This is a genomic window from Amycolatopsis solani, assembly GCF_033441515.1.
Lineage (GTDB): Bacteria > Actinomycetota > Actinomycetes > Mycobacteriales > Pseudonocardiaceae > Amycolatopsis > Amycolatopsis solani.
This window is the reverse complement of record NZ_JAWQJT010000003.1, coordinates 1349039-1370042: the sequence shown is the minus strand read 5'-3', so window position 1 is coordinate 1370042 and position 21004 is coordinate 1349039. Positions and strand designations below refer to the sequence as shown.

At 72.4% G+C, this 21004-nt stretch carries 16 protein-coding genes; 5 read left to right on the top strand and 11 right to left on the bottom strand.

Annotated elements, in window-relative coordinates:
* Positions 1 to 5 precede the first annotated feature (5 nt).
* The 4 genes from SD460_RS38925 to SD460_RS38910 all read right to left on the bottom strand — a co-directional run bounded on the left by SD460_RS38925 (position 6) and on the right by SD460_RS38910 (position 2455).
* Complete coding sequence (locus SD460_RS38925) at positions 6 to 1304, bottom strand: WXG100 family type VII secretion target (protein WP_318307479.1); 1299 nt, start codon at positions 1302 to 1304, stop codon at positions 6 to 8.
* The gene (locus SD460_RS38920) at positions 1301 to 1687 is read right to left on the bottom strand and encodes a hypothetical protein (protein WP_086856674.1); all 387 of its coding nucleotides are present in this window, start codon (positions 1685 to 1687) and stop codon (positions 1301 to 1303) included. The genes SD460_RS38925 and SD460_RS38920 overlap by 4 nt, the downstream gene beginning before the upstream one ends.
* A gap of 102 nt (positions 1688 to 1789) precedes the next feature.
* A complete protein-coding gene (locus SD460_RS38915) occupies positions 1790 to 2092 on the bottom strand; it encodes a hypothetical protein (protein ID WP_020644701.1) in 303 nt (100 codons plus the stop codon).
* Positions 2093 to 2110: 18 nt separating this feature from the next.
* Positions 2111 to 2455: a WXG100 family type VII secretion target gene (locus tag SD460_RS38910; protein WP_086856673.1), complete on the bottom strand. Its 345-nt coding sequence runs from the start codon at positions 2453 to 2455 to the stop codon at positions 2111 to 2113.
* 326 nt (positions 2456 to 2781) lie between these two features.
* On the opposite strand from SD460_RS38910, the gene SD460_RS38905 reads away from it, so the two are divergent.
* Entirely contained in the window at positions 2782 to 4194 is a 1413-nt protein-coding gene (locus tag SD460_RS38905; RefSeq protein ID WP_290061026.1) for a class I adenylate-forming enzyme family protein, read from the top strand.
* On the opposite strand, the gene SD460_RS38900 is transcribed toward SD460_RS38905, so the two are convergent.
* The 7 genes from SD460_RS38900 to SD460_RS38870 form a co-directional block, all read right to left on the bottom strand.
* Positions 4191 to 4673 (bottom strand): nucleotidyltransferase domain-containing protein, encoded by a 483-nt coding sequence (locus SD460_RS38900; protein ID WP_290061028.1) that lies wholly within the window; start codon positions 4671 to 4673, stop codon positions 4191 to 4193. The genes SD460_RS38905 and SD460_RS38900 overlap by 4 nt on opposite strands.
* Positions 4673 to 5116 carry a YdeI/OmpD-associated family protein gene (locus SD460_RS38895; RefSeq protein ID WP_290061029.1) on the bottom strand — a complete coding sequence of 148 codons (444 nt, stop codon included), beginning with the start codon at positions 5114 to 5116 and terminating at the stop codon, positions 4673 to 4675. Before SD460_RS38895 ends, SD460_RS38900 begins: the two co-directional genes overlap by 1 nt.
* 53 nt (positions 5117 to 5169) lie before the next feature.
* On the bottom strand, positions 5170 to 5874 hold the full coding sequence (locus tag SD460_RS38890; protein WP_438860689.1) for a S1 family peptidase: 705 nt from the start codon (positions 5872 to 5874) through the stop codon (positions 5170 to 5172).
* 151 nt (positions 5875 to 6025) lie between these two features.
* Complete coding sequence (locus SD460_RS38885) at positions 6026 to 7759, bottom strand: FG-GAP-like repeat-containing protein (protein ID WP_290061033.1); 1734 nt, start codon at positions 7757 to 7759, stop codon at positions 6026 to 6028.
* Positions 7760 to 7875: 116 nt separating this feature from the next.
* Entirely contained in the window at positions 7876 to 9414 is a 1539-nt protein-coding gene (locus SD460_RS38880) for a tachylectin-related carbohydrate-binding protein (protein ID WP_290061035.1), read from the bottom strand.
* Between the two features lie 53 nt (positions 9415 to 9467).
* A complete protein-coding gene (locus SD460_RS38875; RefSeq protein WP_318307478.1) occupies positions 9468 to 11483 on the bottom strand; it encodes a trypsin-like serine protease in 2016 nt (671 codons plus the stop codon).
* A 130-nt stretch (positions 11484 to 11613) separates the two neighbouring features.
* On the bottom strand, positions 11614 to 12120 hold the full coding sequence (locus SD460_RS38870) for a hypothetical protein (RefSeq protein ID WP_290061038.1): 507 nt from the start codon (positions 12118 to 12120) through the stop codon (positions 11614 to 11616).
* Between the two features lie 366 nt (positions 12121 to 12486).
* Here SD460_RS38870 and SD460_RS38865 point away from each other — a divergent pair, with 366 nt between their 5' ends.
* The 4 genes from SD460_RS38865 (at position 12487) to SD460_RS38850 (ending at position 20969) form a co-directional block, all read left to right on the top strand.
* The gene (locus tag SD460_RS38865; protein ID WP_318307477.1) at positions 12487 to 16461 is read left to right on the top strand and encodes a polymorphic toxin-type HINT domain-containing protein; all 3975 of its coding nucleotides are present in this window, start codon (positions 12487 to 12489) and stop codon (positions 16459 to 16461) included.
* A gap of 5 nt (positions 16462 to 16466) precedes the next feature.
* Positions 16467 to 16748, top strand: coding sequence for a hypothetical protein (locus tag SD460_RS38860; protein WP_290062883.1), 282 nt, complete (start codon positions 16467 to 16469; stop codon positions 16746 to 16748).
* A 175-nt stretch (positions 16749 to 16923) separates the two neighbouring features.
* Complete coding sequence (locus tag SD460_RS38855) at positions 16924 to 20610, top strand: ALF repeat-containing protein (RefSeq protein ID WP_318307476.1); 3687 nt, start codon at positions 16924 to 16926, stop codon at positions 20608 to 20610.
* Positions 20610 to 20969 carry a DUF6086 family protein gene (locus SD460_RS38850; RefSeq protein WP_290056216.1) on the top strand — a complete coding sequence of 120 codons (360 nt, stop codon included), beginning with the start codon at positions 20610 to 20612 and terminating at the stop codon, positions 20967 to 20969. The genes SD460_RS38855 and SD460_RS38850 overlap by 1 nt, the downstream gene beginning before the upstream one ends.
* Positions 20970 to 21004 lie beyond the last annotated feature (35 nt).

The window sequence follows — 21004 nt, the reverse complement described above, 5'->3', positions numbered from 1 at the left end:
CCGGGTCAGTACGCTTCGGGCTCTTCGCCGATGACCGGCGGGGCGACCGGGGCCGACTGGCCCCAGACGTTCTCCGTCTCCACCAGCCACGCCGGGATCCGCCGTCCGGAGCCCATGTCGCCGCCACCGCCCATGCCCATCGGCATCATGGGCATCATCGGCATCGCGCTCTTGGCCGCCGCCGCGCCGACGGCACCGGCCGCGCCGCCCGCGAGACCGCTGAACGCGTTGCTCGCGCCGCCGTCGCCGGCCAGGCCGGAGTGCGCGGCCGGGGCGTCGGCGCCGCCGCCGATGCCCGCCCCGCCGGGGATGCCGCCGCCGATCGACGGCGCGTCACCCCCGCCGATCGGGATGCCGCCCCCGGCGCCGCCTTCGACGCCCGCGCCGCCGCCGCCGAGCTTGGTTCCGGGCGGCTCTTCCTTGTTGTCCTTCGGGTCCTTGCCGGTGGCCCACGACGGCACCTTCGGCATGATCGAGCCGAACCGGCCGAACGCGGCGGCCGAGGCCGCGGCGAGCCCGGCGGTGAACATGTCGCCGAACAGCGGGTTCGACGTCGGCACGGTCGTGCCCGGCTGCGGCGTGCCGGTCGAGGGCAGCGGGTGCCCGTCGCCGGGGGTGACCACGACGCCAGGCTCGGTGACGCCGTTGCCGACGAGCCCGGGCGAACCCGCGCTGCCCGCACCGCCACCGGAGGGCGGGGTCGCGGGCACCGGGACGGCGTTCGGCGACGCCGGGATCGACTCCTCGGCCACCGTGTACTCCCCGGCCAGTTCGGTCATGACGACGATCGCCCGGCCGTGCGCCGACCCGGCCGCGTTGGCCGCGGACTGCTGGGCCTCGACGTTCGCGATGGCCTGCTGGCGCTGCTGCGCCGCGGCCTGCACGACGGCGGGCGAGGAGTCCGGCGGCAGCAGCGGCGGGTTCACCGCGAGCGCGACGTCGGCGGGGGAGACGTCCGGCACCGAAACCGGCGGCGGCATCTCCTTCTTGGCCTTCACCAGCGCGTCGGCGGCGTCGCCGAGCATCACGTTCATCGCCTCGGCGGTCTGCGCCACCTTGGAGATGCCGTTCGCGAGGTCGACGATCATGTGCTGGTACTGGTCGGCGGCGCCACCGGTCCACTGGTCCTTGAACTCGGTCAGTTCCGAGTTGAGGTTGTGGGCCTGCTCGTGCAGGTGCAGCGCGGCGGACTTCCACTTGTCGGCGGCGTGGCGCGCGCTGTTCGGGTCGCCGGCCTGGAGCATCGCGTAGAGCTGCTGGTGGCTGTACGCGGCGAAGTTCGTGTGCGCGGTGTTCTTCGTCATCCCTTGCGGCTCCCGTCGGAGTCACCGAGGCCCAGCAGCCCGAGCACCGGGTCGAGGAGGTTGGTGACGGCACCGGAGTGGTGCAGGTCCCCGGCCACGGCCTGGTCGGCGTTCTGGTAACCGTCGGCGACCGTGGTGGTCACGTCCTGCGCGAAGCCGATCGCGCTGCGGACCTGGTCGAGCAGGCCCTGCATCTCCGAGACGGCGGCGCGGTGCGCGTCGGCCAGCGACCCGGCTTCGCCGAACTCGCCGAACAACAGCGGCTCCGCGCCGAGGGTGAGCAGGAAGTCGTTCGGTTTCGACATCGCGTGGATCTGGGTTTCCAGCTCCCGCACGAAGTCCTTCAGCGATTCCAGGTGGACGTAGTACGACTGGTCTGGCATCGGTCCCGGCTCTCTGGGCGCACTGGGCGGACATGGGGAAAGCCGGTCGGCCGGTGCGAGCGGGGGGTTTCCCGCACCGGCCGACCGACGTCTGGGCGCGGATCAGCCCGCGAACAGCCCCTGGTTGCGGTTCTCCAGCGACTGCTGGAGGTCGTGGGCCTCGCCGACCTTGCCGCCGAACTGCGCGATGATCGCGACGATGTCCGCGGTGGCCTGACGCAGCCGGGTCTCCGACTGGCGGGCCGCGTCACCGGCGGAGCTGCCGGAGGCGTACCAGGTCGCGGTGATCGGCTGGAGGTTCTGGTGCAGCTGCTCCAGCTGCGAGGTGAGCGCCTTGGCCTTGGCGGCCAGGGATGCCGAGCTGTGCTGCAGCGCGGCGAAATTGATTTCGACGACGTCGGCCATGGTGGGCGTCCTCTCGGGTCAGGGGTTGAGGCGGGGGATCACGCCCGAGCCCTCGAGGGAGTTGCCGACCCCCTGGAAGCTCTGGTGGACGTCGGCGTCGCCGCGGCCGTAGTTCTGGTGGCTGGTGTGGACGAGCTGCGACATGGTGTCGAGCTCCTTCACGGCCACGGTCATCTTCTCCTGCAGCCGCCGCTGGAGGTCCCAGAACGCCACGGCCTGGTCACCCTTGTAGTTGCGCAGCGCCTCGGTCAGCTCGGACTCCAAGCTGGCCATCGTGGACTTGGCGTTCGTCGCGGTTTCCTCGAAACCCTGGACGGCGCGCGTCATGGCAGCGGAATCTGCCTGGAATCCCGGACTGGACATGGACGGGCCACCTCCTTCCTGAAGCGAATACCCCTGGCGCGGTGGTCCGCGCGGTGTGAAAGTCACGCTAGAAAAGAGGCCAGTGCGGTCAAACGGCACAACTGCCGGTCGCAGTGACGGCACTTCTACCCACAGAGGACCGATAGGGGCTGCCCGGCGGGGATTCGGGGGCGCGATCGAGAGCCCGGCGCGACGCCGGGGGTGCGGTGTAGCTGCTCAGCCGCTGTCCGATGATCGCACGCTCGTCAACGCCGGCCGTGGGATCTTCTGCCGAAATTCTGAGATCCGCCGGGTAGACCGGGACCCCCGGGCGAAAGGCGGTCGAGATGGTCCACCCGCAGGCTCTGCTGGACGAGCTGGAGCGCGCTCCGGAGGTCCCCGCGTTCGAACACGGTTCCCGCGTCACGTCACGCGGCGAGCTGCGGGAGCTGATCGGCCGGTTCACCGCGGGCCTGCGGGCGGCCGGGCTCGGCCCCGGCGACGGCGTCGGCCTCGCCACCGCCGTCACCCCGGAGGGGTTCGCCGCGCTGATCGCGGTGCACGTGCTCGGCGGCCGCGCGGTCGCGGTCCGGGCCGGGCTGCCGGAAGCGCAGCTGCGCCACGTCCTCTCCGACGTCTCGGCGCTGGTCGTGGACGACTCGGCCGACCTGGTCGACGCCGGCGTGCCGGTGCTGCGGATCGGCCCCGCGCTGCTGGCCGCGTACGAGGAGCCGGCGCCGGGCGCGCGGCTCGAGGACATCGCGACGGTGGTGTTCACCAGTGGCAGCACCGGCGTCCCGAAGGGCGTGGCGTACAGCTACCGCGCGCTGACCGAGGGCCGCGTCTGGCGGCCGCCGCTGGCCGGCACGGCCCACGAACGGCTGGGCGCCGCCTTCGGGCGCTACCTGATGTTCGGCTCCCTGGCCAGCGCCGTGATGGTCGAGCAGCTGGGGGTGTCGCTGATGGCCGGCGGCACCGCGGTGATCCCCGAGGGCCTGCCGGACTTCCCGGCGGTCCTCACGCGGCTGCGGATCACCGCCGCGTTGACGACCGTGCCGCGCCTGCACCGGATCCTCGACTCCCTGCGCGACTCACCCGTCGACCTGAGCGCGCTGCGGGCGCTGATCGTCGCGGGATCGCCGATGCCGCAGCACAAACTCGCCGAGGCGGCCGAGCGGATCGGGCCCGCGATGCACCACGCGTACGGGCAGACCGAGACCGGGATGCTGACCATCTGCCGGGCCGACGAAGGCATCGGCTCGGTCGGGAAGCCTTGCGACACCGTGCAGATCGACGTCCGCGACGAGATCTGGGTGCGCACCCCGTCGGCGTTTTCGGGCTATTGGCGCGATCCCGAGACGACGGCGTCGGTGCTGCGCGACGGCTGGGTGCGGACGCAGGACCTCGGCCACCTGGACTCGGCGGGCTACCTCCACCTGTCGGGCCGCGCGCGGGACGTGGTGATCGTGAACGCGATCATCCACTACGCCGGCCCGATCGAGCGGGCGATCGCGGCCCACCCGGACGTCGACCAGGCGTACGTCGTGGCGGTCCCGGACGCGCAGACGGGCGAAGCGGCGCACGCGTTCGTGGTCCCGGTGCCGGGCCGCGACCCGGACCTGGCGGAGGTCCGCAAGGGCGTGGCGGCCGAGCTGGGGGAGGCCGCGGTACCGGCGCAGTTCAGCTTCGTGGGCGCGGTTCCCGTTGCGCCGTCGGGAAAACCGGACAAGGCGGCGCTGCGGCGGTCCGTTGTGGACTAGAAGTGGGTGTCGACGCCGAAGGCCTCGCGCAGCCGGCGCATGTCCGCGAGGTCCCGCGGGCGCGGCGCGTACCCCTGGTGGAAGAAGACCTGCTGGGCCGCGGAGACGCACGGCACCTCGACGCCGCCGACGTGCCCGGTGACGAAGCAGTCCGCGGGGTAGGGGAAGACCGCGCCCGCGTCGTCGGCTTCCTGGGTGGCCGAGCCGTCCGCGGCGAAGACGAGCGGGTGGAGGTCGAGCTCGGTCGCGCCGTCGGAGAGCACGAACCGGACCGGGCGGAGGTCGAGGGTTTCGCGGTAGCCCAGTGCCGCCAGCGCGGCCAGGACGGCTTCCTCTTCGTCCAGCCGGTGCAGCAGGTCGAGATCGCCGTGTTCACGGGTCTGGCGCCCGAGGAGCGCGTCGATGCCCCAGCCGCCGGCGAGCCACACCGCGTTCGGCGTCACGGCGGCCAGCACGCGCAGCACCGTGCGTGCGTCCATCACTTCCCGGCGCGCAGGTCCGTGATCACCTTGGCCACCCGCCGCTGCCGCGTCTCCTGGGTCTTCGCCTGGCCGATCGGCAGCACGAACCGCTGTTTGGCGCTGTAGGAAAGGCTTTCGAACCGGGCGCGCGCGGTTTCGTCCGCCGCCAGCGCTGCGGCGAGGTCGGCGGGGATCTCCAGCTCGCGCGGGGCGGTGTCGAGGGCGATCTCCACCACGACGTCGTCCCCGGCGGCGACGCCCGCCTGCTCGCGGTTCTCCGCGCTGAGCGGCACGAGGAACTGCCCGCCGCGGCTCGCGACCGTCGTGCGGTAGGTGTGCCCGCCGAGCGTCACCGTGACCGCGGGTTTCTTGCCGGCGCCGAGCGCGTCGACGACCTCGTCGGGCACCGGCAGGCCGGTCGCGGTCTTGCCGCCGAGCAGCACCCGCGTGCGGAACTCCATGGGGGAAGTATGCCGCGGGCCGGCCTCCCGGGCGGTGAGGCCGGCCCGGCGGGTCAGACGCCGGCCGTGGTGCGGATCCAGCTGCGGCTCGAGGCGATGCTCGCGTAGTTCTGCGTACCCTGCGGGTTCGAACCCGAGTTGCTGCCCGTGGAGCACACCCCGACCTGGGCGCCGTTGTACAGCTGCGGGCCGCCCGAGTCGCCGTGCCACGCCGAGCCGTTGACGCCCTGGCTGGCGATGGCGGTGCCGCCGAACGCGTCGGAGCTCGTGCCGGTGACGCGCACGTTGGCGGTCTTGAGGGTGCTCGACGGCGGGCTGGTGCCCTCCGTGCGGCCCCAGCCGTAGATCTGGTTGGTGGCGCCGGTCGGCGGGTTGCCGGTGCCGAGCTTCATGTACGTGGTGCTGACCGCCGTCGTCAGGTGCAGCAGCGCGATGTCGCCGTTCGGCGACGCCTTCTGCTGGTCGACGTTGGCGTTCGTCCCCTGCTGGAGCGCGACGTTGCCGACCTTGACGTGCATGCCCGGCGAGTTCAGGCAGTGCCGCGCGGTCAGCACCCACTGCGGGGCGATGATCGTCCCGGAGCACTCGAACCCGCCGTAGGTGGTGACGTCGTTCCAGTAGATCTGGGCGCCCCACGGCGCGGAGGAGACGGTGCTCCCCCCGATGATGTCCTCCTGGGCGTCCGCAACCCCCGCTGAGACCAGGCCCAGCGCCGCGGCGGCCGCTCCGACCGCGGCAACAGCCCTCGACATTCGCATGAAAATGCCCTTCGGCCAGGTGATCCGGATGTCGGCCCCGAAACCGGGCGACGAGCACAAACGTAAGTTCCGTGGGACATTTTTGGGTACCTACCGAAGTCGGTAACCGGGTAACCGGTACCCCTGGGGCCTCGCCCGGGGGTACCGGGCCCTACATGACCGTGATCACCCGCGGTAGCGGCACTTCGCTGGCGATGCCGAAGTAGTCGTGCCAGAGGGTGCCGGTGCCGAACTTGGTGCCGGCGGAGAGGGCGACGAGGACGTCGGCGGTGGTGCCGAGCTTGAAGAGGCCGATGTCGTCTTTGCCGTCGCCGTTGAAATCGCCGACGGCCGGGAGTTCGTCGTTGATGCCGAAATAGTCTTGCCACAGGGCACTCGCGCCGAACTTGGTGCCATCGGACAGGGCCACGTAGACGTCCCCCGCGCCCCCTCGGATGGACACGGCGATGTCGTCCTTGCCGTCACCGTTGAAATCCCCGATGTACGGCAGCTCGTTCGCGATGCCGAAGTAGTCGTGCCAGAGGGTACCGGTGCCGAACTTGGTGCCGTCGGAGAGAGCGACGAGGACGTCGCCGCTGGTCCCGCGCTTGAACAGGGCGATGTCGTCTTTGCCGTCGCCGTTGAAGTCGCCGACGGCGGGAATCTCGTCGTTGATGTCGAAGTAGTCGTGCCAAAGGACGCCGGTGCCGAACTTGGTGCCGTCGGAGAGAGCCACCAGGACGTCACCACCGGTGCCGCGCTTGAAGACGATGGCGTCAGCCCTGCCGTCGCCGTTGAAGTCGCCGCTCAGCGGAATTTCGGCACCGGTGCCGAAGTAGTCCTGCCAGAGCTTCGACGTGCCGTTGAACTTGGTCCCCTCGGAGTTCGCGACGTAGACATCGCCGGCGGTGCCGCGGATGAACGTGGCGACGTCGGCCTTGCCGTCGCCGGTGAAGTCGGTCAGTGACCGCGCCCCTGTGGTGGCGGTGAACTGCGGGCTGGCGGCGCCGTTCGAGGCGACCACGAGGTACGACCACGTCTTGCGGGACGTGGCGGAGTGCAGGAACGTGGCCGCCTTCGTGGTGCCGATGAGCTGCGTCGCGCTGGTGGTGGCCGGGCCCGCGGAGTTGGCGTAGATGGAGTAGGTCGCGTCGTCGGAGGCGGCCAGCGGAGTCCAGGAGAGCGTGACGCCGTGGCCGACGGCCTTCGCGGTGCCGACGATCGCCTGGCCGCGGATCCAGCCGCCGAGGTCGTCGACCCGGGCGGCGGTGGTGCCCTGCCGCGTCTCGGTTTCGGCGAGGCAGCCGTGCTGCCAGGACGAGCTGACCACTCCGGCCACGGTTCCGCCCGGGCGGAAGACCGGTGCGCCGGCGTCACCCTTGCAGGCGTCCGCACCGTCGGTCCCGGTCAGCGACAGGGTGGTCGAGGTGCTGGACGACGTGGTGAAGGAGGCGACGTGCACTTGGTCCGGCACCCATTCGTCGGCCGTGCGGCCCCAGCCGGCGAGGGACAAGCTCTCGGACGCTCCCGGCGCGCCCGCGGCCGTGCCGAGGGGCAGGGGTGTGACATCGGTGACCGTGGTGTCCAGCCGGGCCAGCGCCACATCGCGGTCGGACCGGGTGACCAGCGCGGTCACCTTCGCGGTGTGCCCGCCGATGGTGACGGTGGTGGCCTTGGCCGGTGTCCCGCCCTGCGGGTTCTCGGGGAAGCACCTGGCGGACGTCAGGACGAGTGCGGGTTCGACGAGCGCGCCGCTGCAGGCGCGACCGTCGGCGGTGAGCTTGGCCGCGAAGCCGTGGGTTCCGGTGGTGCCACCGGAGACGGCGTCCGCGGGGACGACGGCGAGCGAGCCGCCGGCGAGCAAGGCGACGACGAGGGCCGACGCGAGTCTGGTGCGATGAGGCATGGAGTTCCCCCTTCTGGGATCCGTTCTGCCGTGCCGGGGAGGCGACCGCTGCGGAAGCGGGAACAGCGGCCTGGCCCCGGAAGTGGCCAAGGCCGGGCCGCTGCCGTTCCGGTGGGTCAGCTCGCCGGCCGGCAGGAGTCGGGTGCGGCGGTCACGTGGATCTCGGTGTTCCACCCCGAGCCGATGGTCACGCCCCTGTGGTCGGGCCCCGACGGCGCCCAGGTGTCGGTGTTGTCCGTGTAGCGGTACCAGCGCAGGACCGGGCCGGTCTTGCCGTCGAACGGGCTCGTGCCCGTGCTGCCGCGGCCGTACAGGATGTCGGCGCCCGGGGAGAAGATCTCGCTGAACATCTGCCAGCCGACGCCCACCGGCTTGTCCCGCTGGGTCCACGTGGAAGCCGTGAATTCGTACTCGAAGCGGAACAGTTCGCCGGTCGGCTTCCTGGCGTACAGCACGCCGTCACCGGCCGCGGTGATCGAGTCGAACCGGGACCATCCCGTGTCCAGGGTCGTGCCGCCGCCGTCGACCCACCAGTTCGTGGTGTCGCTCCAGGCGTAGACGCGCAGCCGGCCCTGGTCGTCGATCATGAAGATGCGGTTCTTCTCGTCGACCGTGATCCGGTTCGCGTACTCGGCGCTCAGGTAGCGCGTCCAGCCGCTGCCGACTTCGTCGCCGCCGCTCCAGCCGGTGCTCGTCGAGTACACCCAGCGCTTCAGAGTGCCGCTCGGGTAGGGGTCGCCGGATCCGTTCTTGCGGTGGAAGTCCCAGACGACGCCGCCCTTGCCGGCCAGCGTCCGGCCCGTCCAGCCGGAGCCGATCGGGCTGCTCGGCTGCGACCAGCTGACCGCGCCGCCGACGGGGTCGAGGTGGACGTAGCGCCAAAGGCTGCCGTCGGTGCGCGCGCTCCAGATCGCCGCCCCGGCGGGGCAGGACACCGGCGTGGGCACGGTCTGCGCGCGGATCCACTCGCCGAGGTCGTCGACACGGGTTTCGGTGCCGCCGGAACGGGTTCCGGGTACGTCGAGGCAGCCGTGCTGCCACGAACCGCTGCTCAGTGCCACGAGCTGCGCGGTCCCGCCGGACACGCGGAACGCCGGGCCGCCCGCGTCGCCCTTGCAGGTGTCGACGCCGTCGGCCGAGGAGACGGACACCGTGGCGCCGGTGACGTCCGCGACGGTGAACGGCGCGACGCGCGGCCGGGCGGGCACCCACTCGGTCGCCGTCCGGCCGAACCCGGCCACCTGCAGCGTTTCGCCGGTCTGCGGTGCGGTGCCCAGCGTGATCTGCCGGACCCCGGTCGCCGCCGTCTCGAGCTTCGCGAGGACGACGTCCCGGTCGGTGCGGCGCACGACCTTGGTCACCTTGGTGGTGTGGCCCGCTCCGGTGCTCAGGTCGACGTCGCCGACGGTGACCGAGGCGGCCTCGGTCGGCGCCCCGGAATCCGCCGGGCTCAGGCAGGACGCCGACGTCACGATCCAGGACGGGTCGATCAGCGCACCCGAGCACGCCTTGAGCGGCGTGGTGATCCGGGCGATGAAGGGGTGGGTGCCCACGGGGACCGCGGTGCCGTCGGAAAGGGCTTCGGCGGGAGCCGCGGTCAGGAGGCCGCCGGCGACCGCGACGGCCGAGAGAGCCGCGAACGTCGTTCTGCGCATGTGTTCCTCGCTCGAGAAGGTGGCGGCGCCCGAGGGGCGCCGCCACCGGTCGGTCAGAACATCGACGACTGGGCGGCGTTGAACGTGCCGTTGCTGCTCCACTTGACGCCTTCGGCGTCGAAGCCGCCGGAAGCGTTGGCGTGCCAGCGGAACAGGTTCGTGTTCGAGCTGCCGTAGTCGTAGGAGGCGAGCAGGTCGGTGCGGCCGTCGCCGTCGAAGTCGCCCGCGGTCCACCGGGACTGGCCGAGGTTCCACGCCCCGGTGCCGGTGGTCCACTGCGTCACCGGGGCGTCGACGCCGGCGGCGGTCGCGTGCCAGGTGCGGAACGTCAGGTTCGCGCTGCCGAGGTCGATCGCCGCACCGAGGTCGGTGCGCCCGTCCCGGTCGAAGTCGCCGGAAACGAACTGCGCCTTGCCGGACGGGATGGCGCCGTTCCACTTGACGCCCTGGGCGTCGAAACCGCCGGATGCGTTGCCGTACCAGAGGAACAGGTTCGCCGTGTTGTCCCGGTAGTCGTAGAAGGCTGCCAGGTCGGCGCGGCCGTCGCCGTTGAAGTCGCCGGCCCGCCAGTTCGACTGGGCCAGCACCCAGTTGCCGGCGCCCGTGCGCCACTGCGTGACCGGCGCGTCGACGCCGGTCGCCGTCGCGTGCCAGGTCAGCACGCTCAGGTCGGCGTTGCCGTTGTCGTAGGCGGCGGCGATGTCCGTACGGCCGTCCCCGTCGAAGTCCGCCGTGGTGAACCGGGCGTTGAGCGGCCGGAGCGCACCGCTCCACTTGATCACACCGGCGTCGAAGCCGCCGGAGGCGTTGGCGTAGAAGAGGAAGAGGTTCGTGCCGCCGTCGAGGTAGTCGTAGAACGCGCCGAAGTCGCTGCGGCCGTCGCCGTTGAAGTCACCGGTGACCCAGCGGACCCGGGAGGCTTCCCAGCCGTCGGCGCTCCACTTCAGCTGCGGGACGTCCACGCCGGTTGCGGTCGTCGGCCAGACGTACACGCCGGTGCGGGCGTTCTTGAGGTCGTAGCCGGCACCGGCGTCGTCCTTGCCGTCCCCGGTGAAGTCGGGGCCCGCCGAGGCGGGCGTGGTCGCCGAGATCACGTCGGTCGGCGTGCTGGTCCAGCCGTCGGCCGTCGCGGCGACGACGCGGTAGTACCGGGTCTGGCGCCCCGGGATCCCCGTCAGCGTGTAGCCCGCCGCGCCGGCGCTGCCCAGCAGGTGCGCGCTGTCGACGGGCACGTCCGGGGTCGTCGCGCCGTAGACGCGGTAAGTGGCGTTGTCCGCGGGGGACAGCGGGTGCCAGGTGACGGTGATCGCGTGCCCGGTGGCCTTCGCCACCGGCGCCAGCGCCTGCTGGCGGATCCAGCCGGCGATGTCGTCGGTCCGCGCGGCGACGGTGCCCTGGCGCGTGGTCGTCTCGCCGAAGCAGCCGTGCTGCCACGAGGAGCTCGCCACGGCGACGACGTCGGTGCGGCTGTCGGCGTCGCGGAAGATCGGCGCGCCCGCGTCGCCGCGACAGGCGTCGTTGCCGTTCGTCCCGGTCAGCGAGAGCGTGGTCGCGGTGGCGGACGGTGCCTTGAACGTGCCGACGTGCAGCGCATCCGGCACCCACTCGGCCTCGGTGCGGCCGTAGCCGGCGAGGCTGAGGGTCTCGTTACCGCTGGGGTAGTTGACCGGGACGGTGCTCAGCGGCAGCGGGGCGATGTCGGTGATCGGGACGTCGATCCGGGCGAGCGCGACGTCGCGGTCCCCGCGCACGACCACGTTCGTGACGTTCGCGACGTGCCCGCCAGTGCCCGAGAGCACGGACCGGCCGACGGTCGCGGTGGTCGTCTTGGCCGGCACGCCGCCCTGCGGGTTTTCCGGGAAGCAGGAGGCCGCGGTGAGGATGAGGTCGGGTTCGACGAGCGCGCCGCCGCAGGCCCGCCCGTCGGCGGTGAGCTTGGCGGCGAACGGGTAGGCGCCTGAGGTGGCGGCGGAGCCACCGGAGACGGCGCCAGCGGTCGCGGTGGTGAGCGTGGCTGAAGCCAGGACAGCCGCGGCGAGTGCCACGGCTCTGGTCGGGCGAACGGGCATGCTATTCCCTCGAAATTGTTTTTGGCGCGCGAACGATTCGCGGGCGCGGAAAACCGCGCTCGCGGAAATCGTGCGGGCGTGCTGGTGTGAATGGCCGGCCGAATGCGGCGGCCGGTACGGTGCGCCGGGGTCAGGCCGACGCGCGCAGCTCCAGCAGCGTCGAGGGATCGGTGCCGGCGCCTTCGCCGATGCCGGTCCAGCCGTTCTTGCTGACCGGGACGGTGCTGTTCTGGCCGTTGATCTCGACAGTCGCCTGGACGGTGTGGTTGTCGCCCTTCACCTGGTAGGCGAAGGGCACCTCGAGGCGCAGGTAGCCGGTCGAGCCGGTGACCTTGAAGCAGTAGTGGCCGGGGTCGGAGCTGTGGTCGGCCGAGTTGTAGGCGTGCACCTCGAGCAGGCCGGACGCCGGTCCGCAGGCGACGAGGGTGATGTGGCCGTCACCGCTGATCAGGGTCAGGGCGCGGTCCTGCAGGATCTTCGCGGCTCCCGGGTACGAGTAGTCCTCGACGATGGGCGGCGGCGTGTCGTCGGCCGGCGACGAAGCGCCGATCGCGGCCGACGCGCCGAAGGCCGTACCGGCGATGGCCAGTACGGCGCCCGCCGAAGCCAGTGCGGTGATGCGTGCGCGAGCGCGCATGACTCCCCCTCAGGTAGTCGAAACACGGCATGACCGGGTCGCGGCGATCGCATCCGCCGCGACTGGACATGAGTGGGCTGCGACCGACCCCGAGCGGACGCGGATCGGACTCTAATCAGCTCTTCGTCGCGGAGTCAACAAATGTCCGCCAAGCTGACACGGCTATCGGTGTGATCTTGGCCGGCTCACCCGAATGCGGCTTCCGGAGAGTTCCTTCCTTCTGCTAACTTTCGACCGCTTCGGGGGAGGAGCGAAGGCGGGAAAGCCTTTTCTGTTCGTTATGCGTGGTTTCCGGTCGCCGGTGTCCCTTCGCGCGCTTCTCCTTCTCGATACCAGGTTCCGGTACGCACGGGAGGGACGGGCGGGGTGCGGTTCACGAGGTTGTTCGGCGCGCGGAGAGCGCGCACGGCACTGGCGGTCACGCTGGTGGCCGCGGTGGGGGCAGGGGCGGTCGCGGTGCCCGCGCCGGCGCTGGCGGAGACCGCCGGGCCGGGCGAACGCGCGCAGGTGGTCGCGCTGTGGCAGGCGGGTGGCCCGGCGACGAAGGACGCCGCGGCGGCGGCCCTGGTGGGCTCCGACGCCGAGGTGCACACGTTCTTGGCCACCGGCAAGGCAGTCGCGGCGGAGCACGACGACCGGATCAAGGTCAGCCAGCTGCTGACCTTCGCCGGGTCGGGCTTGCGGCGCGCGTCGCAGGCGGCGCTGAACGGCACCGCGGCGGACGTGCGCACCTTCCTGACGACCGGCTGGCAGCAGCCGTGGCGCGACGACAACCGCGCCCAGGTCTCGCGGTACATCACCACCGGTGGCCACTGGGTCCAGGTGGCGGGTCAGAAAGCGCTCGACGGCACCGAATCCGACGTCCGGAAGTTCCTCGACTCCGGCCGGCAGCAGGCGCAGAACGACGACGACCGGATCAAGGTCACCCAGCTCCTGACCACCGGAGGACCGGAGGTCAAGAAGGCGGCGCAGCGTGCGCTCGACGGGACGGTCGAAGACGTCCAGGCGTTCCTGGAGACCGGCTACGCGCTCGCGGCCGAACGGGACCAGGAGACGGCCACCGTCGCGCACCTCGCCGATCTGGCACGGGACGCCGGCGCGCAGGCGGCGGCCCAGACAAAGCAGGCGCAGGACGCCGCGGACCGCGCGATCGCCGCGGCGCAGCGGGCGAAGGAAGCCGCCCAGCGGGCCGCGGCCGAAACCCAGGCGGCACGGGACTCCTCGGTGCAGGCGGCCGGCGCGGCCGGACGGGCGGCGAACGCGGCACGCAGCGCGGCCGAAGCGGCGAAGACCGCGATCGGTGCGGCGGCCGAAGCCAACCGGGCTTCTCGCGTGGCGGCGAACGCGGCGGCGCAGGCCGCGACGGCGGCGTCCCTGGCGGAGCAGGCGTGCTCCCGGGCGTATTCGGCGGCGTCGAACGCGGCGGCCGACGGTGCGCACGCGGCGGAAGCGCGCCAGGCCGCGGTGGACGCGCGGAACGTCGCGGCCGGCGCCCGTGCGGCGGCGGACGCGGCCAACGCCGCGGGGCAGGCCGCGGACGCTTCGGGCCGGGCCGCGGGTGCGGCGCGCAGCGCCAGCTCCAACGCGGACGCGGCGGCGTCGGCGGCAAGTGAAGCCGCGGGCTACGCGCGGTCGGCGGGCGCGAACGCGACCCAGGCCGAGCAGGCGGCGGCCACGGCCCGCGCCGCGGCGGCCCGCGCGAACCGGGCGGCGAACGCGGCGGAATCGCTGGCGAACCAGGCCGCCACGGCGGCCCGTCAGGCCCGCGACGCGGCGAACGCGTCGGCGGCCCACGCGGAGGCGGCGGCGACGGCAGCCGACCAGGCAGCCGCGGCGGCGGAGCAGGCGAAGAAGGACGCGGAAGCGTCAGCCCGCTATGCGGCGTCGGCGAAGGCGTCGGCGGACACGGCGACGACGGCGGCCAACCAGGCGGCCCAGCTCGAAAAGACGTCCCGCGACGCGGACGCGGCGCGCCTGGAGGCGCAGAAGGACCAGGCGGTCGCGGACGCGGAAGCGGCGAAGCAGGCCGAAGACGACCGCAAGGCAGCGGGCGACTGGAAGGCCGGCGAGGCGGCCGCCCGCTCGGCGGAGACCCAGCGCTTGCTCGCCGAGGCGGCGAACCCGGCGACGGCACCGGAGACCGTCGTCCTCGACATCCGCAAGGCGGCGGTCCAGCTCCTGCAGAGCGGCGGCCCGTGGACCCGGGCCGCGGCGGCATCGACCCTGGCGAAGGACGAGGCTGGGCTGCGCGAGTTCGTGCGCACGGGACTCGCCACCGCGACTCAGCAGGATGACCGCGCCAGCGTCGTCTCGCTCGCGGACGAGACCGCGAACGCCCGGTTCAAGCAGGCGGCGCTCACGGCGTTCGCCGGACCGATCACGGCGGTCACCGACTTCCTGCGGACCCGGGCGTACCCGGGCAAGGCCGACGACGATCGCGTCGCCGCGCAGCTGATCCTCACCACCGGCGGCCCGGCCACCAAGGAGGCCGCGAACCGGGCACTCAACGGCACCGCCGACGACGTCGCCGAGTTCCTCCGCACCGGTCAGTACGTCGCGGCCGAGCACGACGACCGGATCGCGGTGACGCAGGCTTTGACGGCAGGCGGCCCCGAGGTCAAGGCCGCGGCGGAAGCGGCGCTCGCCGGGCCCGCGTCGTATCTGAAGGACTTCCTCGGCACCGAGCGCTACCGGGCGGAGCAGCGGGACGTCGACACCGTCACGCACGCCGCCGACGTGCACCGGTACGTGACCGAGGCGGCCAGTATCGCCGCGCGGGCCCAGGCCGACGCCGCGCTCGCGGCAGCGGCGGCCGCGCGGGCGCACAACGCGGCGCAGGAAGCGGCGGCGGCAGCGGCCGAAGCGGACCGGCAGGCCGGCCTGGCCAAGACGTACGCCGACCAGGCCAACGACTCGGCGAACCAGGCTCAGCAGTCCGCCGAGCAGGCGGCGCAGTCGGCCCGGCAGGCGCGGAACGCGGCGCAGAGCGCACAGCAGGCGGCGAGGAGCGCCGCCAACTCGGCCGTCCAGGCCCGCGCCTCGGCCACCCGGGCGAGCACGGCCGCGAGTTCGGCCCAGGAGTACGCCGAGCGCGCCCGCACCGCCGCCGTCCAGGCGGGCAAGGACGCCGCGGAAGCGGCGCAGGCCGCGACGGAGGCGGCGAAGTTCGCCGCCGACCGGCAGAACGAAGAGGAGCAGCGGCGGCAGGCAAGCGGACCGCAGCAATCGGGTCCGCTCAGCGCCGAGGACGAAGCGGCGTTGCGCGCCGCCGGTGGCCAGGAGCTGGTCGACGAGTACAAGCGCGCGCAGGGCGGTGCCGAGCAGAACCTGATCGACTGGATCATCGAAAACGGCGGTCAGATCCTCGTCGACCTCTTCATCGGCGGCATCAAGGCGTGCGTCAAGGACCCGAACCTCGTCAACTGCCTCATGGGTGCGATCGACATCGCGTCGCTCGGGCTGGCGGTGCTCAAGGCCTACGACGTCGGCAAGGCGCTGTGGCGGGTCATTTCGACCATCGGCAAGTACTTCGACGAGACCGCGAGCTTCAAGAAGATCCTCGACCGCGGGCGATCGGTGATCGCTGAGGCCAAGGTCAACTGCTTCCCGGCCGGGACCTTGGTGGCGACCGAGGAAGGTGACCGGCCGATCGAGCAGGTCCGGCCGGGTGATCTGGTCTGGGCCAAGGACACCGCCGGGGGCGGGACCCGGCTGCGGAAGGTGGTCCGGACCTTCGAGCACGATGCGCAGGTGCTCGTCACCGTGCACTTCGGGACGACCAGCGTCCAGGTGACCCGGGAGCACCCCTTCTGGGTACCGGAACGCGGCTGGGTGCACGCCGACGAGCTGCGCGTGCACGACCGGGTCCAGAGCATGGACGGCAGCTCGCCGGCGGTCACCGCCACGGAGACCGTGACCGGCGGGGTCACGGTGTACAACTTCGAGGTCGAAGGCGACCACGACTACTTCGTCACGGCTGCACACCTGCTGGTGCACAACAACTGCCTCGACGACCTCGGCGAGAGCTGGGTGCCGAAGTCGGTCGCCGAGGTGTGCCACACGAACACGTGCACGCAGACCGCGCGCGAGATCCAGCAGAAGATCGGCGGGGACGTCTACCGGATCACCGACCGCTACAACGCGCCGTCCGTCGGCGAGATCCGCGACCTCGACAAGCCCGACGTCTGGTACGAGTCCGGGTGGAATTACCACGACGTCCTCGTCAAGGACGGTCGCGTGTACGACGCCACGACCGGGCGCTACGGCCTCACGCTGGACGAGTACCGGAACAAGTTCAAGTACGGTGAGTACCTCGATTTCACCCCGTCGCCCGGAGGCTGAGCACGTTGGACACCGCCGACCGGATCGCCGACGTGATGCGGCGACCGGGAGCGTACGAAATTCGGAACCTGGAGCAGGCGATCGCCTTCTTCGCTGGTTTCGACGCCGCGACCGGTTTCGTTTTTCTCGACGGTTTCCGGGAGTGGTTGTCCCGAAACGGTGGTGCTGGCCCGAATCTCACGTGGGCCTACCAGGTCAGTCGGGTCGTCGCGAGCCGGGCCGGTGAAGAGGAGCAGGTCGGCGAGTTTTTCACGCTGGTGCGGGAGTTTCTCGCGGCGACACGCTGACAGTGTCGTCCCGCTTTCTCCGGTGAAAACCTTGCTGGTCCTGCCTTCGGGTAGCTAATATTCGACTGAAGCGGAAGGGGCCGCGATTTCGTCGGGGGATTTTTTCCGGACCGCCCTTCGCGCTGCCCGAATAATTCCTTCGGTGGTCGAATTCCCGGAAAGGATGCGACGACACATGAGACGCAGATGGTCATGGCCGGAACGGGCCAAGAGCGCGGTGGGGCTGCTGGCCGCCGTGGCGCTTGCGGTGGGCTCGGCGCCCGCGGCCTCCGCCGACGACACCCCCGCGCCCACCGACCGGCAGCAGCTGGTCGCTCTGCTGCGGACCGGAGGTCCGGTCGTTTCACGGGCCGCGGAGGCCGCTCTGTGCGGTACCGACGACGACGTGCACGCGTTCGTCGCCACCGGCCTCGCGCAGATGCAGGAGGTCGAAGACCGCGTCGCGGTCCAGAAGATGCTCACCGCCGGCGGCCCGGCCACCCAGCACGCCGCGAACGGTGCGCTCGGCGGCACCATCGGTGACGTCCGGACGTTCCTCACCGCCGGCTGGCAGCAGCCGTGGCGGGACGACGTGCGCATCCAGGTCAGCAGGCTGCTCGCGGCGGCGACCGGGCCGCGGGTGAAGGCGGCGGCGAACACCGCGCTGAACGGCACGACCGACGACCAGCTGGCCTTCCTCGGTGCCGGCTGGCAACAGGCGCAGGACGTCGACGACCGGATCGCCGTGCAGCTGCTGCTCAACACCGGCGGCCCGGAGGTCAAGAAGGCGGCGAACCAGGCGCTTTCGGCGACCATCGAGAGCGTCCGCGAATTCCTCCGGACCGGGTTCCAGGCGGCGACCCAGCGCGACGCGGAAACGCTTTCCGTCAGTGCCCTCGCCGACCTGGCGAAGGGCGCGCAGGCGCGTTCGGTGGTGCAGACACAGGCCGCGAAGGACGCGTCCGACCAGGCGGTGGCCGCCGCCGCGGCGGCGAAGCTCGCCGCGCAGACGGCGGCCGAAGAGACCCGGCAGGCGCAGAACTCGGCGGCGCAGGCCGCGAGCGCTGCCGGCCGTGCGGCGGACGCTGCGAACCGGGCCGCGCAGGCCGCCCAGAAGGCGATCAACGCGGCCGCCGCGGCCGCGAGCGCCGCACGGGAGGCTTCGCACGCGGCAAGCCAGGCAGCGTGGGCCGCGTCGATGGCGGGACAGGCCGCCGCACGGGCCCGCAACGCCGCCGCCGCGGCCGCGACCGACCGCGGGCAGGCCGACGCCGCCCGCGACGCCGCGCAGAAGGCCCGCGACGCGGCCATCGGGGCCCGGACCGCGGCGGACGCCGTGGCTCAGGCCGTCGAGGCCGTCCGGCAGGTTTCCGTGGCCGCCTCCGCCGCCGCGGCGGCCGCCGGGGACGCCGCTGCGGCCGCCCAGGCGTCCCGTGACGCGGGTGGCTGGGCCCAGAAGGCAGGCGCGAGCTCGGCGGAAGCCGCGGCCGCGGCCAACCGGGCGCAGCGCAACGCCGACGAAGCCAAGCGGGCGGCCGGTGTGGCGACTGCGCTCGCCAACGACGCGGCGGCCGCCGCGGGGCAGGCCAGGCAGGCCGCGACGGACGCCGCCGCGCACGCCGACGCCGCGGCCGCGGCCGCCGACGAGGCCGCGCAGCACGCCGGTGAGGCCGCCGGTGCCGCCGACCGGGCCCAGGCCGCGGCCACTGAAGCGAAGAACGAAGCCGACAGCGCGCAGACGGCCGCCGACCAGGCGAAGAACACCGCCGCGCTGGCACGCCGCGCCGACGACGAGCGGCTGGCGGAGCAGCAGTCCCAGTCGACGCGCGACGCGGAGGACGCCAAGCAGGCCGAATTGGACCAGGTGAGCAACCCGCGGTGGACGGCGGGAGCCGCCGAACAAGTCGACGCGGCCACCCAGCAGCTGCTGACCCGGGCGGCCGACCCGGCCACGGAGCCCGCGGCGGCGGTCGTCGACGGACGTCGCGCCGCGGTCGAGCTGTGGCACGACGGCGGGCCGAAGGTGCGGCTCGCCGCGTCGGACGCGCTCGGGGGAACCGACGCGCAGGTCCTCGGCTTCGCTCGCGCCGGGCTGGCCGCCGCTCTTGAGCAGGACGATCGGCTGAGCGTCGACATCATCGCCGGCACGACCACGATCGCCGCCCAGCGCGACGCCGCCCACGCCGCCAACGGTGGCAGCTACGACCAGGTCAAGGAGTTCTTGCGCACGCGGGCGTACCCGAACAAGAACGACGACGACCGCGTCACCGTCCAGAAGATCCTCAACACCGGCGGGCCGATCACCCGCGACGCGGCGAACCACGCCCTGTCCGGCACCGCTGACGACATCCACGTGTTCCTCACCACCGGGCGGTACCGCGCGGCCGAGGACGACGACCGGGTGGCCGTCCAGAAGATCCTCGACGCCGGTGGCCCGGAGGTTCGGGCCGCGGCCAACGCGGCCTTGTCCGGACCTTGGTCCTACGTCAAGGCGTTCCTGGCGACCGGCCAGTTCGAGGCCGCGCTGCGGGACGCGAACACCGCCGAGCACGTCGCCCAGGTCAACGGCTACGTCGCCGACGCGGCGCAGTCGGCCGCGCTGGCCAAGCAGAACGCGGCGCTGGCCGCCCAGTACGCGGCGACCGCCCGCGGCGCCGCGGACGAGGCAAAGCAGTGGGCCGACGCGGCCAAGGCGTCCGCGGACCAGGCCGCGCAGTTCGCCGCGCAAGCGAAGGCCTCCGCCGACGAGGCGAGCAAGTCGGCCGCGGACGCGGCGCTGTCGGCGAAGCAGGCCCGTGACGCGGCGGCGGCCGCCCGGGGCAGTGCGCAAGCGGCCAAGAACTCGGCCGCGCACGCCGCGCAGTCGGCCGCGTTGGCGTCGCAGTACGCGGCGCAGGCCCGTGCGTCGGCGGCGCAGGCGCTGGCCGACGCGATCGCCGCGGGCAAGTCCGCCGCCGAGGCCGCGCAGGCCGCCGCGGCCGCGCAGAACGCTGCGGTCGAGAAGCAGCGGGAAGAAACGACCCGCCAGGCTGTCACCGACATGCGCGACCAGGTGCAGAAACTGCGTGACCAGGCCGCGGCAGGCGCCCAGGACCGGCCCGAGCTGGCCGCGCTGAGGGATGCGGCCGATCAGTTGCTCGCGCTGATCGACGCGATGGCCCGGGGCACGCTCGACTTCGTGCGTGACCACGCCGGGGATCTGCTGGCGCTGCTCGCGCACCTGCTGGAGATCGGTGGCGGGATCGGGCTGACGCTGGCCGGGGTGTCCGCGGTCAGCAGCGGCGCGGCCACGTGCGGCGAGGAGATCGCCGGCGGCACCGCGGCGGGCGCGCTCGTCGGGCTGCCCGAGGGCGGTGTCGGGGCCATCCCCGGCGCGGCCATCGGTTTCCTGGGCGGGGTGATCGCCTGCGCGTTCACCGGCGGTCCCCAGATCGCCGGCGGCATCGCCGGGATCGTCGGCGGGCTCGCGATGGCGATGGACGGCATCCAGGGCGCGGCCGACGACATCGGGAAGATGGTCCAGAACAAGGGGCCGCTGGAGGGGTCGAAGGACGTCCAGGTCTACGACCCGGCGGTGCCGAACAACGGACGGATGATCACCGACATCGATCACATCGAAGGCGGCGTGCTCTGGGAGGAGAAGTCCGCGGCGTGGGCGACCGACGTGCCGAAGTGGATCGACAAGCAGGTGACCGGCAAGTTCGAGTCGTACCTGGAGGCGCGCTCGGTCAGCCCGGAGCTCTCGCGGTACCGTGACGCTCCGATCGGCTTGCGGATGACCACGCCCGGCGTCGAACCGGAGCTGCGCGAGGCGATCGAAGCCGCGGTGAGCCAGTTCCGATCGGCGCACCCGGACGTGACCGTCTACTTGGAGTTCTCGTAGTGAGCTATGTGTTCGACGTCGACGGCGAGGTCGTCTGGAGCCCGGCGCTGCGGATCGGGAAGCTGTTCGTCAGCACGGCCGAAACGCTGGCCGGCAACGCGGGGGTCGGTCTCGCCGACGCCGGTCTGACGATGATGGCGAGCGACTACTACTACGTGAACCCGGCGGCGCTGGCCGCTTTCGTGCGGTCGTCCTTGGCGGGCTCGATGGTCGTGAATCCGGTGTACGCGGAGCTGTCTCGCGGGTTCCTGGTGGTCAGCCTGGTCGTCCTCGACCGCTGTGGGGTCGACATGACCCCCGAGCAGGCGGCCCACGGGGAGCTGTTCGAAGCCAGGGACGCCTTGGCGTCGTCGATGTGACCGGCTCCGGCCCTGCCCCGCACCGGGCAGGGCCG